The following is a 15,830-nucleotide window of genomic DNA, read 5'->3' as shown; positions in this document are numbered from 1 at the left end:
GGATTAGCATGATGCTGTTCAATCGACAACAGACACAATTAAAAACCTTACCGCACCTCGATTGGTTAGAAGCAGAGGCAATTCATATTATGCGTGAGGTCGCGGGACAATGTTCTAACCCTGTTCTGTTGTTCTCCGGTGGTAAAGATTCAATCTGCATGTTGCGGATTGCAGAGAAAGCATTTCGCCCAGGGCGTTTCCCTTTCCCTTTGATGCATATTGATACGGGTCACAACTATAAAGAAGTGACGGATTTTCGGGACAAGCGTGCTGCTGAGTTAGGTGAACGCTTAATCGTGCGTTCGGTGGAAGATTCCATGAAGCGTGGCACGGTGGTGCTCAAGCATGAAAATGAATCACGCAATAAACATCAATCGGTGACTTTATTAGAAGCGATTGAAGAGTTCGGTTTTGATGCTTGCATCGGCGGTGCACGACGCGATGAAGAAAAAGCGCGTGCTAAAGAACGGATTATGAGCTTCCGTGATGAGTTTGGTCAGTGGGATCCAAAAAATCAACGCCCAGAGTTATGGGATCTATACAATGCACGCGCTCACAAAGGTGAAAATATTCGTGCTTTCCCAATCTCTAACTGGACTGAATTAGATGTATGGCAATACATCCAACGTGAAGGTTTGGAGTTACCCAGCATTTATTTTGCGCATCAACGCCCCATCGTGCGTCGCCAAGGTTCGATTGTGCCTGTGACTGAGTTGACTCCAGCGAAAGCAGGGGAAGATATTATTGATCTACAAGTACGTTTCCGGACGGTTGGTGATATTACTTGTACTGCACCGGTTGAATCGGATGCCGATAGCGTCGAAAAGATTATTGCTGAAACGGCTACGACCACCATCACTGAGCGCGGTGCTACCCGTTTAGATGACCAAGCCAGTGAAGCTGCCATGGAACAACGCAAGAAAGAGGGGTACTTCTAAATGCAATTGATTGAAGATCACGGCTTGCTGCGTTTCTTAACTTGCGGCAGCGTGGATGATGGTAAAAGTACCTTAATTGGTCGCTTATTATTTGATTCTAAAGCGATCCTTGCGGATACCTTGAGTGCGATTGAAAAGACTTCGCTCAAACGCGGGATGCAAGATGTGGATTTATCACTGTTGACCGATGGCTTACAAGCTGAACGTGAGCAGGGGATTACGATTGATGTGGCTTACCGCTATTTCTCAACGGGGACACGCAAATTCATTATTGCCGATGCACCGGGGCATGAGCAGTACACCCGTAATATGGTGACGGCTGCTTCGACAGCGAATCTGGCGATTATTCTGATTGATGCGCGAAAAGGTGTACAGCCACAAACCCGGCGGCATTCTTATTTAGCACACCTGGTGGGAATTCCGCATTTATTAGTGGCGATCAATAAGATGGACTTGGTGGATTATAGCCAAGCCAGATTTGAGGAAATTAAAGCGGAGTATTTAGCCTTTGCTGAGCAATTAGGCATTCAAGATGTACGCTTTATCCCATTATCTGCACTGAAAGGCGATATGGTAGTGGATCGTGGCGAGAATCTATCTTGGTACGATGGCGATACGTTGATGGAGATTTTGGAGTCTGCTCCCGCTGCTCATACCGAGCACGATGAGCCCTTCCGTTTCCCTGTGCAGTATGTTTGCCGTCCGCAAGATTCGACCAACCCAGAATTACACGACTATCGTGGTTTCATGGGACGGGTTGAATCAGGCAGCATTAAAGTGGGCGATGCAGTGACAGTACTTCCTTCAGGTCGCACCAGCCTTGTAAAAGCGATTGAGTTAGGTGGCGAGCCATTGCGTGAGGCAATCACTGAGCAATCCATTACCTTATTGCTGACCGATGAAATTGATATTTCGCGTGGCGATATGATCGTGAAAACGGATGCACTGCCTACCCAAACTAAGCAGGTCGATGCCACCGTTTGCTGGCTAGCTGAAGCACCTTTAGATCGTGCGCGTACTTATCTGATTCGTCACACCACGCGCGAAACCAAAGCGAAAGTCGCTGCGATTGAATGGCGGGTGGATATTAATACCTTAGAGCGTCAAGCAGCTGAGCGCTTGCAGATGAATGATATTGCGCAAGTCAGCTTCAAATTGGCTCAGCCCTTATTGACTGATCCATATACTGCTAATCGTGGTACAGGTGCTTTTATTATTATTGATGAAAGTACTAATAATACGGTCGGAGCGGGGATGATTACGAAGCTAGCAGCTTAGTTAAGCTGCTTTTAATGTTTAGATAGTCGTCACCTTAGGGTGGCGATTTTTTTAGGATAGGGTTTTGCTTTATAAGCAAACAAGCCTCTGAGCTGCTTTAGTTAAGCATCATAAGAAAATAATCAGAATAAGGGCTGTAAAATCTTAAGCGTTATCTCAATAGATTTCTTATTTTTAAATAAGATTAATTAATAATATCTAGACGCAACTCCTGATCCCAGGTAAAAGAACTGACATCTGTCAGTCTTAATAGGTAGCTGAAAAGCGCCCGTGTTATTTTTAGTTTGCAGAAGAGTTGTTCAAGCTTGAATGACTAAGTGCTTACAATAAATCTATGGTTTTTTTCGATGTTGCATCGCGTTAAACTCGCTTTCTTTTTCTATTGGTGGATGCTATGACCGCTCCAGTACCTGCTCAGTCATTGACCGCGCCGCAAGATAGAGCGCCGGTTCGTGAGATTCCTTACAATTATACTTCTTTTTCTGACCGGGAAATCGTTTTGCGCCTGTTAGGTCAGCGTGCTTTTGATATTCTCAAGCAGTTAAGAAATGAGCGGGCCACAGGTATTTCCTCGCATATGCTCTTGGAAATGCTAGGCGATTTGTGGGTGGTTAACCGCAATCCCTATATTCAAGATGATCTGTTAGACAATCCTAAGCGTTTCGATTCTTTGCTAGAAACCCTGCGTGAACGTTTAGAGCGGATTCAAAGCCGAGCTAATAATAATGCGCTAACTTTAGAGCTGATGCAGATCACTAGCAAAGTTATTGATGATTTTGCAAAAGAATTTGCTCAGCATGCGCTGTTGCGTGATAAAGCCCGTAAGAAATTTGCTGCTTTTACCCGTAAAGACAATATCCAATTTGATGGTTTAGCGCGGGTTTCGCATGTCACAGATGCAACAGACTGGCGGGTTGAGCTGCCTTTCGTAGTACTAACCCCCGATACTGAAGAGGAAATGGCTGCTCTAGTCCAAGCTAGCATTGAATTGGGGCTAACGGTTATTCCGCGCGGAGGTGGCACAGGTTATACCGGTGGTGCAGTGCCTTTAGATGCGCGCAGTGCAGTGATCAATACTGAGAAATTAGAATTCTTGGGCGAAGTTGAGTTGCGCACTAATTTACCGGGTGTCGAGGGTACAGTACCTGTCGTGCGCACAGGGGCAGGTGTGGTCACCCGTCGCGTTTCGGATTTAGCCGGTAAACATAAATTAGTCTTTGCAGTCGACCCGACCTCACAAGATGCCTCCACCATTGGCGGCAATATCGCTATGAATGCGGGCGGCAAGAAAGCTGTACTCTGGGGGACGACCCTGGATAATCTACTTGCTTGGAGAATGGTTACGCCGGATGCAGAATGGTTAGAGGTCACTCGGCTTAAGCATAATCTCGGCAAAATTCACGACCAAGCTGAAGTCAGCTTCTCGGTTCAGTATTTTGCACACGATGGCAAAACTAAAAAGGGTGAGCCTAAGCTTTTAAGTTTCCCTGGACGCTATTTCCGCAAAGAAGGCTTGGGTAAAGATGTCACCAATAAGTTTTTAGGTGGCTTGCCAGGTATTCAAAAAGAAGGCTGTGATGGCCTGATCACCTCCGCTGAGTTCATCCTGCATCGGATGCCAGATCAGATTCGTACTGTGTGCTTAGAATTTTATGGTACGGATTTGCATGAAGCAGTACCCGCTATTGTTGAAATTAAAAACTATCTAGATAGCCTTGATAATGTGCTGCTATCTGGTTTAGAGCACCTCGACGAGCGTTATGTTAAAGCGGTTAAATACACTCCAAAAGGTGCACGTGGTAGTCTGCCGAAAATGGTGTTGTTGGCGGATATTGTCAGTGATGACGAAACTGCGGTCGCACGTACTGCGGCTGAAATGGTGCGCTTAGCGAATGCACGTAATGCAGAAGGGTTTATTGCGATTAGCCCTGAGGCACGTCGCCAATTCTGGGCAGATCGCTCACGGACTGCAGCGATTGCCGCGCACACCAACGCCTTCAAAATTAACGAAGACGTCGTTATTCCGCTACATAATTTAGCTGAATATACCGAAGGCATCGAGCGCATTAATGTGCGTCAGTCTATGCAAAATAAGCTGAAAATGCTGGATGCAGTCCTTGCTTATCTACAAGGTGACTTGCTCGAATTGCGCAATGTTCCGGATTATGAGGCCAGTGCTGAACGCTCTGCGATGGTGGATGCTAAGCGTGTTCATGCTCAAGAGTATTTGCTAAAAGTTAAAGCCCGCTGGGAGTGCTTATTAGCGAATTTTGACCAGCCTGCAGAGGGGTTTCCTGAATTACTCGACGACACAGCACGTACTGCTTTGCGTCCGACGGATCGGATTATTGATCTCTTATTACGCCGGGATTTGCGGATTTCTTATCGTACCGAAGTCGAGCGCTCCTTAAAGGAAATGTTTGTCGGGCGTGAATTAAATCCACTTCGAGAAACTTTAGATAAGATTCATAGCCGCTACCGCTCAGGTCGTTTATTCGTGGCTCTGCATATGCATGCAGGCGATGGCAATGTGCATACGAATATTCCTGTCATGTCCAACGACTATGAAATGCTGCATGAAGCAGAAAAAGTCGTGGACGAAATTATGGTGCTAGCGCGGCGCTTAGATGGGGTTATTTCCGGCGAGCATGGGATCGGTATTACCAAATACCAGTATTTAGATAAGCGCGAAGTAGAAGAATTTGCAAGCTATAAGCAACAAGTTGATCCGCAAGGCCATTTCAATAAAGGCAAATTGATGCCGGGTTCTGGTTTGCAGAATGCTTATACGCCTTCTTTACGCTTAGTCGAACGTGAAGCGCTCTTGTTAGAGCATAATGAATTGGGTGCGCTCAATAAGGATATTAAAGACTGCTTACGTTGCGGTAAATGTAAGCCCGTGTGTAATACGCATATTCCACGTGCTAATCTGCTGTATTCGCCGCGCAATAAAATTCTCGCAACGGGTTTAATGATTGAAGCCTTTTTGTATGAGGAACAAACTCGGCGCGGTATCTCCATTCGTCATTTTGATGAAATGAATGATGTCGCGGATCACTGCACGGTATGCCATAAATGCTTTAATCCTTGCCCAGTGAATATCGATTTCGGTGAAGTCAGTATTCGCATGCGTAGCATTCTGCGTGATCAGGGCAAAAAGAAAACTAGTCCAGTGACTTGGGCATCTATGCAGTTCTTGAACCTGAAAGATCCCATGAAAATCAACCTAATGCGCACGGGCATGATTGAGCTGGGTTTTAAAGCACAGCGTGTTGCTTATAAAGTTGCGAAAAATACAGGTCTGGTGAAAAACAGCAAGCGCCCAGCAGGAACTACTGGTTCACCCGCGATTAAAGAGCAGGTGATTCAGTTTGTGAAAAAGCCTTTGCCTGCTGGTCTACCCACGAAAACAACTCGTGCCATGTTGGGCTTGGAAGATAGTAAGATTATTCCTATTTTGCGTGATCCGCAGAAAGAAAATGGCGATGCAGTGTTCTACTTTCCAGGCTGTGGTTCTGAGCGTTTATTTAGTCAAGTGGGTTTAGCCACTTTAGCTATGCTGTATGATGTGGGGTCAACAACGGTATTGCCGCCCGGTTATTTGTGTTGTGGCTATCCGCAAAATGCGAGCGGTGATTTACATAAAGGTACTGAAATTTCTACCGAAAACCGTGTGCTCTTCCATCGAGTTGCAGGGGCTTTGAAGTACCTGAATATTAAAACAGTGATTGTGTCCTGTGGCACATGTATGGATCAACTCCTCAAATATCAATTTGAGCGTATTTTCCCTGGCTGTCGTTTACTCGATATTCATGAGTATTTGCTGGAAAAAGGCTTAAAACTGGAAGGTGTGAAAGGGGTGCAATATCTTTATCACGATCCTTGCCATACCCCGATGAAGACTTATGCGCCAATTAAAGTAGCGAGTGAGTTGGTGGGGAAGCCGGTTGTTCTGACTGAGCGTTGCTGTGGTGAGGCGGGTACTTTTGCAGTCAGTCGCCCCGATATTGCCAGCCAATTACGCTTCCGTAAAGAAGAAAGCTTACGGGCTGGGATTAAAGAACTCACCGGCGAAACTACGGCTAAGAATGGTAATGTGAAATTACTCACCTCGTGCCCAGCCTGTCAGCAAGGCTTGTCACGCTATGCGGATGATACTGGTTTAGAAACTGACTATATCGTCGTAGAAATGGCGAATCATCTACTGGGTGAAAAATGGCAGCAGGCTTTTATTGAGCGTGCTACTCATGGTGGGATTGAGAAGGTTCTACTGTAATCCTCTGAAAAGCGGCTTATTAAAGCCGCTTCTCTATCTGTATCAGATAGTGGCAGCTAACCGCACTCCTTGATCAATCGCTCGTTTCGCATCCAATTCAGCCGCGACATCAGCACCCCCAATCAAATGTGTTGGTTTAGTCAGTTCAGCCTGAAGTTCTCGACGCGGCTCTTGACCTGCACAAATCACAATGGTATCCACTGCTAACACTTGCGGTTGACCATTAATGCTTAGATGCAAGCCTTGATCGTCAATCTGCTGATAATCACAGCCAGATAACATATGCACGCCTTTACGTTTCAGATCAGCACGATGAATCCAGCCGGTGGTTTTTCCTAAGCCATCACCGACTTTGGTCGTTTTACGCTGAAGTAAATAAATAGTACGTTCGCTGGGTGTCGGTTCTAGCTCGGCATGCACACAGCCGGGTAGCTGCATACTCATATCCACGCCCCATTTCTCCATGAAACTTGGGATGTTGGAGCTACTATCGTCTTGATCATGCGTGAGTAGTTCAGCGACATCAAAACCAATCCCACCTGCACCAATCAGTGCAACTTTTTGACCGACTTTAGCGCCTTTAATCACCTCGGTGTAGAGCAGGACTTTCGGGTGTTCAATGCCCGGAATAGTAGGCACACGTGGATTGATACCAGTGGCAAGAATAATTTCCTCCGCATCGGTGGCTTCTAACTCAGCAGGTGTGACTAACTGACCTAAGCGTAAGCTTACACCATGCTTTTCAAGCTGATGTTTAAAATAACGTAAGGTTTCATTGAATTCTTCCTTACCTGGTATTTGTTTAGCGAGATTAAATTGCCCACCAATCTCTGTATTAGCATCATATAAAGTGACTTGGTGGCCGCGTTGAGCGGCGGTGACTGCAAAAGCTAAACCTGCAGGGCCTGCACCGACTACTGCGAGTTTTTTCGGTTGTTGAGTGGAGCTAATCACTAAGTCTTGTTCATTACAGGCTCGTGGATTGACTAAACAAGTCGCAGGTTTGCCTACGAAGATATGATCTAAGCAAGCTTGGTTGCAGGCGATACAAGTATTTATGTCAGTACTGCGCCCCTGATCCGCTTTGAGCATAAATTCAGGATCAGCCAAGAAAGGGCGCGCCATCGATACCATATCGGCATCACCGCGCATTAGCACTGCTTCTGCTACTGCTGGCATATTGATGCGATTGGAGGTGATGACTGGAATCTTAAGCGATTGGCGAACTTTATGCGTCGCCCAAGTGAAGGCCGCACGCGGCACTTTAGTGGCAATCGTAGGAATCCGTGCCTCATGCCAACCAATGCCAGTATTAATGATTGTCGCGCCCGCTTGCTCAACCGCTTGGCCTAATTGGATGATTTCTTCTAGGGTGCTGCCTTGCTCGACTAAATCCAGCATGGAGAGACGGAAGATAATAATAAAATGAGTGCCAACCTTTTCACGTACTCGTCGTACCACTTCGATAGGAAAGCGAATACGATTCTTATAAGCACCACCCCATTCATCACTGCGGTGATTAGTGCGTTTGGCAATGAATTCATTCAGGAAATAACCTTCGGAACCCATGATTTCTACACCATCGTAATCCGCTTGCTGAGCGAGTGCGGCACAATTCACAAAGTCCTGAATTTGCTGCTCAATTTCAGCACCGGTCAATTCATGCGGGACAAAACGATTAATCGGTGCTTGAATAGCCGAAGGTGCAACGAGTTTTGGGTTATAGGCATAGCGACCTGTATGCAGAATTTGCAGACAAATCTTGCTGCCTTCGTTATGCACAGCTTGGGTAATAATTTGATGCTGCGCTACTTGCTCCGGTTTGTTTAATACCGCTGCATGCGCTTGAATCGCACCCTCAGGATTAGGGCCAATCCCACCGGTCACCATTAAAGCCACATTGGCTCGTGCACGTTCAGCATAAAAAGCTGCCATACGCTCAAAGCCATCGGGTAACTCTTCCAAACCCAGATGCATAGAACCCATCAGAACGCGATTTTTTAAGGTGGTGAAACCTAAATCTAAGGGAGTGAATAAGTGGGGATAGTGCGGATGTGCTGACTGTGCCATAAAAACTCCATGCTCCTCGTTCAATTCATGGGCAGACTTTATAAATTAGCGCTTAAATTTTTAATCCCATCATAGACAAACTGTACGGCTAAGGCAGCTAAAATTACACCTAAAAAGCGTCGCAAAATCTCATCGCCGGTATGCCCGATAATGCGCTGTAAATGCTTCGAGAGCATCATCAAGATCATATTCAGTAATAACACACTAATAATAGCCGCAAAAACTGCTAAATCACTCGCTACGCTCGGGGCTTTAGCAAACAGCAGAATGACTAAAGTCAGCGCACCGGGGCCAGCAATTAAAGGAATGGACAAGGGATAAACCGAAATATCGGTTTTTTGTGTATTGGGAGTAGTCGTTTCCGCGCCTTGTGTGATCATGCCAAAAGCACTGTAAAAGAGCAGTAAGCCACCTGCAATTCGCACTGAATTAATATTAATACCGAGATGATGCAATAAAGGTTCGCCATAAAGCCCAAAGCCAACTAATAAAATAGCACTAATAATAGTTGCTTTGATCGCCATAGTATTGCCATAGCGCGGGTCATTAGCTGGTACTAGTGAATTAAAAATTAGCGCCGCGCCAATAGGGTCAATAATGACAAATAGGCCGGTAAAGGCAGTTAAATAAGTCGCAAAATCCATATTTAGTTGGAGCTTTTAGTCATAATCGGTGCAGTGTTATGCAGTGGTGCGTAATGAGTCGCACGTTTAGTTTGCTTAGCCTGCATACTCTCCATGAGGTCAGTCGCTTGGAACATACCTGCTTGCCAAGTCGCCATATAATTTAAGCTGTCTGCCACACTATGATCGCGGGCGTAATTGAGCATGGCTTTGCTACCAGCAACCGCTAAGGGGGAGTGTGCGGCAATCTGGTTAGCAATCTCCATCACTGCGCTCAGCATCGTGGCTTGCTCAGGGAAGACTTTATTTACCAAACCACAAGCTTTAGCTTCATCCGCCAGCAAATTGCGTGAGGTGTAAGCAAGTTCGCGGACTAAACCGGGGCTAATCCATTTCGGCAAGCGTTGTAAAGTACCTAAGTCGGCAGTAATGCCTAACTCGGTTTCTTTAATGGTAAAAAAAGCATCCGTGGTGCAATAACGACTATCACAAGCACAAACTAAATCTAACGCTCCTCCAATACAGCCACCTTGAATCGCAGCTAGCACCGGCATGCGCAAATTTTCTAAAGCCGAAAAGCAAGCTTGCAGCTCTAAAACTAAGCGGCGCATGAATTCAGCGCGCCGACTACCTTCACCACCAAACATACGTGGATCAGGTTGGCTAAAGATTTCTAAATCCATGCCTGCACTGAAATGTTTACCTGTCGAGGATATGACTAAAACACGAATATCGTCGGCTTGATCGACTTCGCGAAGGGCTGCGGGTAGCTCCTGCCAGAAAGCACGATTCATGCTGTTCAGAGCAGCAGGGCGATTAAGAATTAGGTGGGCAATTTTGTTATTAAATTCGAGTTGGATGCTGCTGTAAGCCATAACGGATGACCTTAACTGGGATGCAGAAAAACCTCTCTTCAGCGAGGAAGAGAGGCTATAACATTATTATTCTTAACGGAAAGCCATTTTGAAGGCCATACCTAAGACATCATCAATGATCGAACCATCCCGGTCGGAATCTAACAATGAAGTTAAAATGCCACCACTCGGTTGTTGCTGAGTGCCGGTGCTGGCTGAAGCAGTACCGCTAAATAAGGATTTGCCTAAAGAGGCCATCACCATCGTGGCAACAATCGGTAAAGCCTTTTTAATCAGGGAGCTAGCAACCCCCGTTTCTTGGCTAGCATGCTCAGCCACATTGCGACTGACTTCTTTGCTGCCAAAAATATGGCCGAGGATTGAGTTGCCATCGTCGATATTTTCTTGTGTACCGAGAACTGATGGATTTTCCATATAACGCGAATGATTGCCGGTACGTAAGGCATTGATTAAGCCTTCTACACCACTTTCATCTTTGGTGTTATGTTGCATGCCGCGAGTCAGTGCGGGAGTCACTTCTTTGACAACGGCACGCGCTTGCTCTTCACTAACGCCAAGCTGTTTGGCTAATTGAGTAATGGCATCACTGTTTTGGCTGCCGAGCAGCATATCTAAAATACCCAAGAAGAATCCTCCTCTAATAAATTCGAAACTAGCACGCTAATACGTGCTTCACTATAGAGTGAAAGCTAAGCTTGCGCTAGCACGCTACTCATTCTTACATTGTAACGCATGCTGGCAATCCTGCGAGTTTTCCACAACGCCATACCCGCCTTTTCCTGATCAATGTTAAACTTCCTGCCTTTGTTGTGGGCTAGATTAGGGCTAAGCAGTGCGCTATTTCCTGTATTTACTACTGATTGTCTTGGGGCTAACGGCCTATCGTGCGTGGGTCGTGCTGACGAATGGCTTACCGCTGTATGTGGACGAAGCACAATATTGGTTTTGGGCACAAAATCTAGCGTGGGGCTATTATTCCAAACCACCCATGATTGCAGCGATTATTGCAGCCACGACTTCAGTCTGTGGGGATAGCGAGCCGTGCGTGCGTGCGGGGAGTTTAATCTTTTATCCACTATCGACTTTCGTGCTCTTCTTTCTCACGCGCCGTTTATTTGCTGAAAAAATAGCTTTTATTGCAGGTGTAATTTTTATCACTTTGCCAGCGGTGGGTTTATCTTCACTCCTGATTTCTACCGATGTGGCCTTATTTTTCTTCTGGACTTTGGCGCTGTTTGCCTTTGTGCGTGTGCTTGAAACGGATGCTTGGCTGGATTGGATTTTGCTGGGTGTGGCTTTAGGTTTGGGTTTATTGACCAAATACACAATGGGGATTTTCTTCCTCTCCGCTGCTTTATATCTGATTGTAATTGGGCGCTGGGATTTCTTAATTAAGGCGCGTGCTTGGATAGCGGTTGTGCTGGCGGCAAGCATTTTTGCACCGAATTTATGGTGGAATTGGCAAAACCATTTTCCTACTTTCCAACACACTGCTGAAATTTCTCAGCTTGAGCAGGCTGGCTTGCATTGGAATTCGTTCGCTGAGTTTTTACTCGGGCAGCTTGGAGTGTTTGGTTTGGTATTTTTCCCGTTGTTGCTTCTGCTGTTCGTTAATTTCAACCGTTTAAAGCAACTGCCTCATTCGGCTTTATTGCTTTGTTTTAGTTTGCCTTTCCTAGGGATTATTTCCCTCCAAGCCTTGTTAGGGACGGCCAATGCAAATTGGGCAGCCCCCACTTATGTAGCAGCAACGAGTTTATTGGCCGCTTGGTTAGTCACTTGGCAGCATACTCGTTTATTCATTACAGGTTTAATCATCAACTTAAGCTTGGTTTTGGGGCTGTATCATTATCAACACTTGGCGCACTGGCTCGGTATTGAGCTAACTGCTAAGAATGATATTTATAAGCGCTTGCGAGGCTGGGATGAACTAGGGCAACAATATTTGAGGCTACAAGCTCAGTACCCGCAAGCTTTACCTTTAGCCGAAGAGCGCGGCATTTTGAGCGAGTTAGCTTATTACACCCGTCCGGCTGGTTTGAAAATACTGAGCTGGAATCCTGCACGTAAACTTCGCCATCACTATGATCTGGTGACTCGCTTAGATGGACACGAGGGGCAGGATTTTTTATTTGTGACCTCTGCTCAATTGCCCACCAATATGCCCGCGTATTTCCAGTCTATTGAACAAGTTGGGGAGTTAAAGTTGCGCATTCATCCCGATTATTCATTAAGCTATGCTGTGTATCACCTGCAGAGTTTCAAAGGATTAACTCCCTAATGGACAACAAAAAAATACTTTGGAAGTTGTTGCTTTGGGTGGGGCTTGCCATGCTCACTACACTACCGTTTTGGATTCCGCAATGGCGCTTGGATTTTTATATTTCTAATTTTTTTTACCATCCTAGCTGTAGTCCCCAAGGTTGGGTTTTGGATTGTCATGGCCTCTATCAAGCTTTGTTTTATTCCAGTATCCCAGTTATTTCGGTGTTGATTTTGTTGGTAGGTGTAGTGGTGATTTTTTGGCGACCAAAAACCCTAGCTTATAAGCGCATGCGTCTGCGTATGGCCTATTTTGTCATAGTGTTTATGTTAGGCTCTGGTTTAGTCGTCAATGCGATTTTCAAAGATCATTGGGGGCGTCCACGGCCAGTACAGACTCAGGATTTCGGTGGTGAGGCTACTTATGTTCCACCTGGACAGTTGGTACTCAATAGCGAAGGTCGCTCCTTTCCAAGTGGGCACAGCTCAGTAGGCTTTGCGTTTTTAGCCCTCTGGTTTATCTGGCGGCGTGAGCGGCCTGATTGGGCAGGGTGGGGCTTAGGTTTCGGTTTATTATTCGGTTATGCCATTGGCTTGGCGCGGATGTCAGCGGGTGCGCATTACTTGTCGGATGTCATCTGGTCGGGTTGGATGATGGCTTTAGTGGCTTGGGCGGTTTACTACCCCTTGATGAAGATGCCTCGGCGCGAACGAGCTTTAGAAGAGGTCTTAAAAAAACCGCTTTAATCTAAGAATAATTCAATGACGGTATTAAGAAATTGCCAGCCTAGTTGAGTGGTTTGTACTTGTTGATCTTGAATGGTCAGCCAGCCTTTTGCCTCAGCCAAGGCTAAAGGTGCTTGCAAAGTTTCAAGGCTTAAACCAGTACGTTCAGTAAATAATTCTAAACTAAAGCCTGCTTTTAAGCGCAAAGCATTGAGCATAAATTCAAATTTCAAGTCGTCTGGCTTGAGAACTTGAGTTTCGCTACGCGCCTGTCCTTGGGCTACTTGTTGCAAGTATTGCGCAGGCTGGCGGTATTTTTGATGACGAGTGACTTGCCCAAACGGATCAGTAATTTTCCCGTGCGCCCCAGCACCAATCCCTACATAATCGCCAAACTCCCAATAATTTAAATTGTGCCGACAGGGTTGCTGTTTGGTATAAGCGGATACTTCGTATTGCTCAAAACCTGCTTGTTGCAGCACTTCTTGCCCTGCATATTGCATATCCACCAATAAATCATCATCCGGTAACACGGGCGGATGCTTATAAAACAAAGTATTAGGTTCGAGGGTGAGTTGATACCACGACAAATGAGTTGGCTGTAACTCAAGCGCTTGCTGTAAATCAGCCACGGCCTCTTCTAAGGTTTGCTTGGGCAAGCCAAACATTAAATCTAAATTGAAATTATCAAAACCGGCATAGCGTGCCACATCGGCAGCCTTTAAAGCTTCGGCCTGATTGTGTACTCGCCCCAGAGCTTGCAAATGTTGAGGGTTAAAGCTTTGAATACCGACGGATAAACGATTAATCCCTGCTTCGCGAAAGCCTTTAAATTTTTCCTGCTCAAAAGTACCAGGATTGGCTTCTAAAGTGACCTCAATATTGGGGCGGAAGGGAATCAGAGCGCGAATTCCAGCCAGTAATTCATCCATGCTGTCAGCACTGAATAAGCTGGGTGTACCACCGCCAATAAAAATTGATTCTAAGCGCCGTCCCCAAATATGCGGCAGTTCTTGGCTCAAATCTGCCAAAAGTGCTTGTATGTATGGCTGCTCAGGTAAATTCGCTGGCGCATGGTGCGAGTTAAAATCGCAATATGAGCATTTGCGAATACACCAAGGGACATGGATATAAAGTGAGAGAGGAATGAAAGCCATTTTAGGAAAGCAGATTCGCTAAATTGACGAAATCTTTCACGGCTAAAGTTTCAGCGCGTCGCGTCGGATCAATACCTAAACTTTCCATCTGCTCAGCAGTAATTAAACCTTTGAGAGTATTACGCAGAGTTTTGCGGCGTTGGGCAAACGCTTGAGCGACTAGGTGTGAAAAGCTTGGTAAGTGCTTGGCTGGATACGGCAGATTAATCCAAGGTTTCAAATACACCACAGCGGAGTCAACTTTCGGTGGTGGATTAAAAGCACCGGGTCCCACTTTCATTAAATAAGAGGTTTCACAGAAATACTGAATCATCACTGATAAGCGCCCATAATCATTGCTATCAGGGGCTGCCGTAATCCGGTCGACCACTTCTTTTTGCAACATAAACAGCATGTCGCGAATGTGGCTGCCTTGCTCAAGCAAGTGGAAAAGCAAAGGCGTAGAAATATTATAAGGTAGATTGCCTACAATTCTTAGAGGCTCACTGTCACCACGTAGACTTTGCACATCTAGTTTTAAAGCATCTAAAGCATGAATGGTTAGTTTTCCTTGAGCTTGGGGCTGTTGTTGCCACCATGCAATCACATCGCGGTCAATCTCAACCACATCAAGTTGAGGCAACCGTTCAAGTAAGGGAAAAGTTAAAGCCCCAGGACCGGGGCCGATTTCCACGACTCGATCTTTAGGGCTTAAATTTAATGCACGGAGCATACGCTCAATCACGCCACGGTCATGCAGAAAATGCTGACCGAAGCGTTTTTTAGCCTGTTGTTCGTAAGAATTCAAAGTTATTCCTGAATCTTCAGCTCAACACGGCGATTTTTAGCGCGGCCTTCATTAGTCTCATTATCAGCAATGGGCTTGTCTTCGCCATAACCAACAGCGGTTAAGTTCGCAGTGACACCTTTATCAGTCAGATATTTTCTAACAGCCTCAGCCCGTTTTTGTGAGAGGTTTTTGTTTAGGGTATTGTCACCACTAGAGTCAGTATGGCCGCCCACTTCAATTTTTAACTCAGGGTATTTTTTAAGAGTGGCTGCAGCCTCATCCAAAATTGGTAAGGAATCAGCCGTTAACTGATCAGAGCCTTTCTCAAAATTAACACCTTGCAAGTTAATGTTTTCAGTTTTGGAACAACCGACTTGGTTAACACTAGTACCGGTTGCTGTGTTGGCACAAAGATCACTGTCATCCGCTACACCGTCTTTATCCTCATCGGCGATAGCATCACAACCGGTGGCATCGACTTTAGTCCCTGCTGTGGTAGTGGGACATTTGTCTGCGCTATCGACCACACCATCTTTATCAGTATCTAATTCACAACCGGTTTCATCGACTTTGACACCTTCAGCGGTATTCGCGCATTTATCTGCGCTATCGATCACACCATCTTTATCCGCATCCGGTTCGCACCCGGTCGCATCAACGGTTTTACCCGCTTCAGTGGTAGGACATTTATCCGCGCTATCGACTACACCGTCTTTGTCTGTGTCGAGTTCACAGCCTGTTTCATCGACTTTGGTACCTTCGGTCGTATTCGCGCATTTATCGGCACTATCGACTACACCGTCTTTGTCTGTGTCGAGTTCGCAGCCGGTCGCATCAACGGTTTTGCCCGCTTCAG

12 protein-coding genes are annotated in these 15,830 nt (G+C 45.9%); 5 read left to right on the top strand and 7 right to left on the bottom strand.

All coding sequences use genetic code 11. The features are described from left to right. The first annotated feature begins 11 nt into the window (after nucleotides 1–11). The 3 genes from cysD to Q0230_RS08615 all read left to right on the top strand — a co-directional run bounded on the left by cysD (nucleotide 12) and on the right by Q0230_RS08615 (nucleotide 6,492). Complete coding sequence (gene cysD, locus Q0230_RS08625; protein WP_367274129.1) at nucleotides 12–938, top strand: sulfate adenylyltransferase subunit CysD; 927 nt, start codon at nucleotides 12–14, stop codon at nucleotides 936–938. Further along, the gene (cysN, locus tag Q0230_RS08620; protein ID WP_298609514.1) at nucleotides 939–2,216 is read left to right on the top strand and encodes a sulfate adenylyltransferase subunit CysN; all 1,278 of its coding nucleotides are present in this window, start codon (nucleotides 939–941) and stop codon (nucleotides 2,214–2,216) included. It begins immediately after the preceding gene. 394 nt (nucleotides 2,217–2,610) lie between these two features. Next, nucleotides 2,611–6,492: a DUF3683 domain-containing protein gene (locus Q0230_RS08615; protein WP_298609513.1), complete on the top strand. Its 3,882-nt coding sequence runs from the start codon at nucleotides 2,611–2,613 to the stop codon at nucleotides 6,490–6,492. 42 nt (nucleotides 6,493–6,534) lie between these two features. On the opposite strand, the gene Q0230_RS08610 is transcribed toward Q0230_RS08615, so the two are convergent. The 4 genes from Q0230_RS08610 to Q0230_RS08595 all read right to left on the bottom strand — a co-directional run bounded on the left by Q0230_RS08610 (nucleotide 6,535) and on the right by Q0230_RS08595 (nucleotide 10,684). Further along, on the bottom strand, nucleotides 6,535–8,562 hold the full coding sequence (locus Q0230_RS08610; RefSeq protein WP_298609512.1) for an FAD-dependent oxidoreductase: 2,028 nt from the start codon (nucleotides 8,560–8,562) through the stop codon (nucleotides 6,535–6,537). Nucleotides 8,563–8,600: 38 nt separating this feature from the next. Further along, entirely contained in the window at nucleotides 8,601–9,206 is a 606-nt protein-coding gene (locus Q0230_RS08605) for a MarC family protein (RefSeq protein ID WP_298609511.1), read from the bottom strand. A gap of 2 nt (nucleotides 9,207–9,208) precedes the next feature. After that, nucleotides 9,209–10,060, bottom strand: a complete 852-nt coding sequence (locus Q0230_RS08600; protein WP_298609510.1) for a crotonase/enoyl-CoA hydratase family protein — start codon at nucleotides 10,058–10,060, stop codon at nucleotides 9,209–9,211. Between the two features lie 72 nt (nucleotides 10,061–10,132). Beyond that, the gene (locus tag Q0230_RS08595; RefSeq protein WP_298609509.1) at nucleotides 10,133–10,684 is read right to left on the bottom strand and encodes a DUF937 domain-containing protein; all 552 of its coding nucleotides are present in this window, start codon (nucleotides 10,682–10,684) and stop codon (nucleotides 10,133–10,135) included. 208 nt (nucleotides 10,685–10,892) lie between these two features. On the opposite strand from Q0230_RS08595, the gene Q0230_RS08590 reads away from it, so the two are divergent. Then, nucleotides 10,893–12,341, top strand: a complete 1,449-nt coding sequence (locus tag Q0230_RS08590; protein ID WP_298609508.1) for a glycosyltransferase family 39 protein — start codon at nucleotides 10,893–10,895, stop codon at nucleotides 12,339–12,341. Continuing rightward, complete coding sequence (locus tag Q0230_RS08585; RefSeq protein WP_298609507.1) at nucleotides 12,341–13,069, top strand: phosphatase PAP2 family protein; 729 nt, start codon at nucleotides 12,341–12,343, stop codon at nucleotides 13,067–13,069. Before Q0230_RS08590 ends, Q0230_RS08585 begins: the two co-directional genes overlap by 1 nt. Here Q0230_RS08585 and hemW read toward each other — a convergent pair. The 3 genes from hemW to Q0230_RS08570 form a co-directional block, all read right to left on the bottom strand. Next, nucleotides 13,066–14,205, bottom strand: coding sequence for a radical SAM family heme chaperone HemW (hemW, locus tag Q0230_RS08580; RefSeq protein WP_298609506.1), 1,140 nt, complete (start codon nucleotides 14,203–14,205; stop codon nucleotides 13,066–13,068). The genes Q0230_RS08585 and hemW overlap by 4 nt on opposite strands. A 1-nt stretch (nucleotide 14,206) precedes the next feature. Further along, nucleotides 14,207–14,992: a 16S rRNA (adenine(1518)-N(6)/adenine(1519)-N(6))-dimethyltransferase RsmA gene (rsmA, locus tag Q0230_RS08575; RefSeq protein WP_298609505.1), complete on the bottom strand. Its 786-nt coding sequence runs from the start codon at nucleotides 14,990–14,992 to the stop codon at nucleotides 14,207–14,209. A gap of 2 nt (nucleotides 14,993–14,994) precedes the next feature. Continuing rightward, on the bottom strand, nucleotides 14,995–15,830 hold an 836-nt coding region (locus tag Q0230_RS08570; protein WP_298609503.1), incomplete at its 5' end, for an OmpA family protein.

The sequence above is a fragment of the uncultured Thiothrix sp. genome (assembly GCF_937876535.1).
Classification (GTDB): domain Bacteria; phylum Pseudomonadota; class Gammaproteobacteria; order Thiotrichales; family Thiotrichaceae; genus Thiolinea.
Note: the sequence above shows the minus strand (reverse complement) of the source record. Positions and strands in the feature narration are given on the sequence as shown.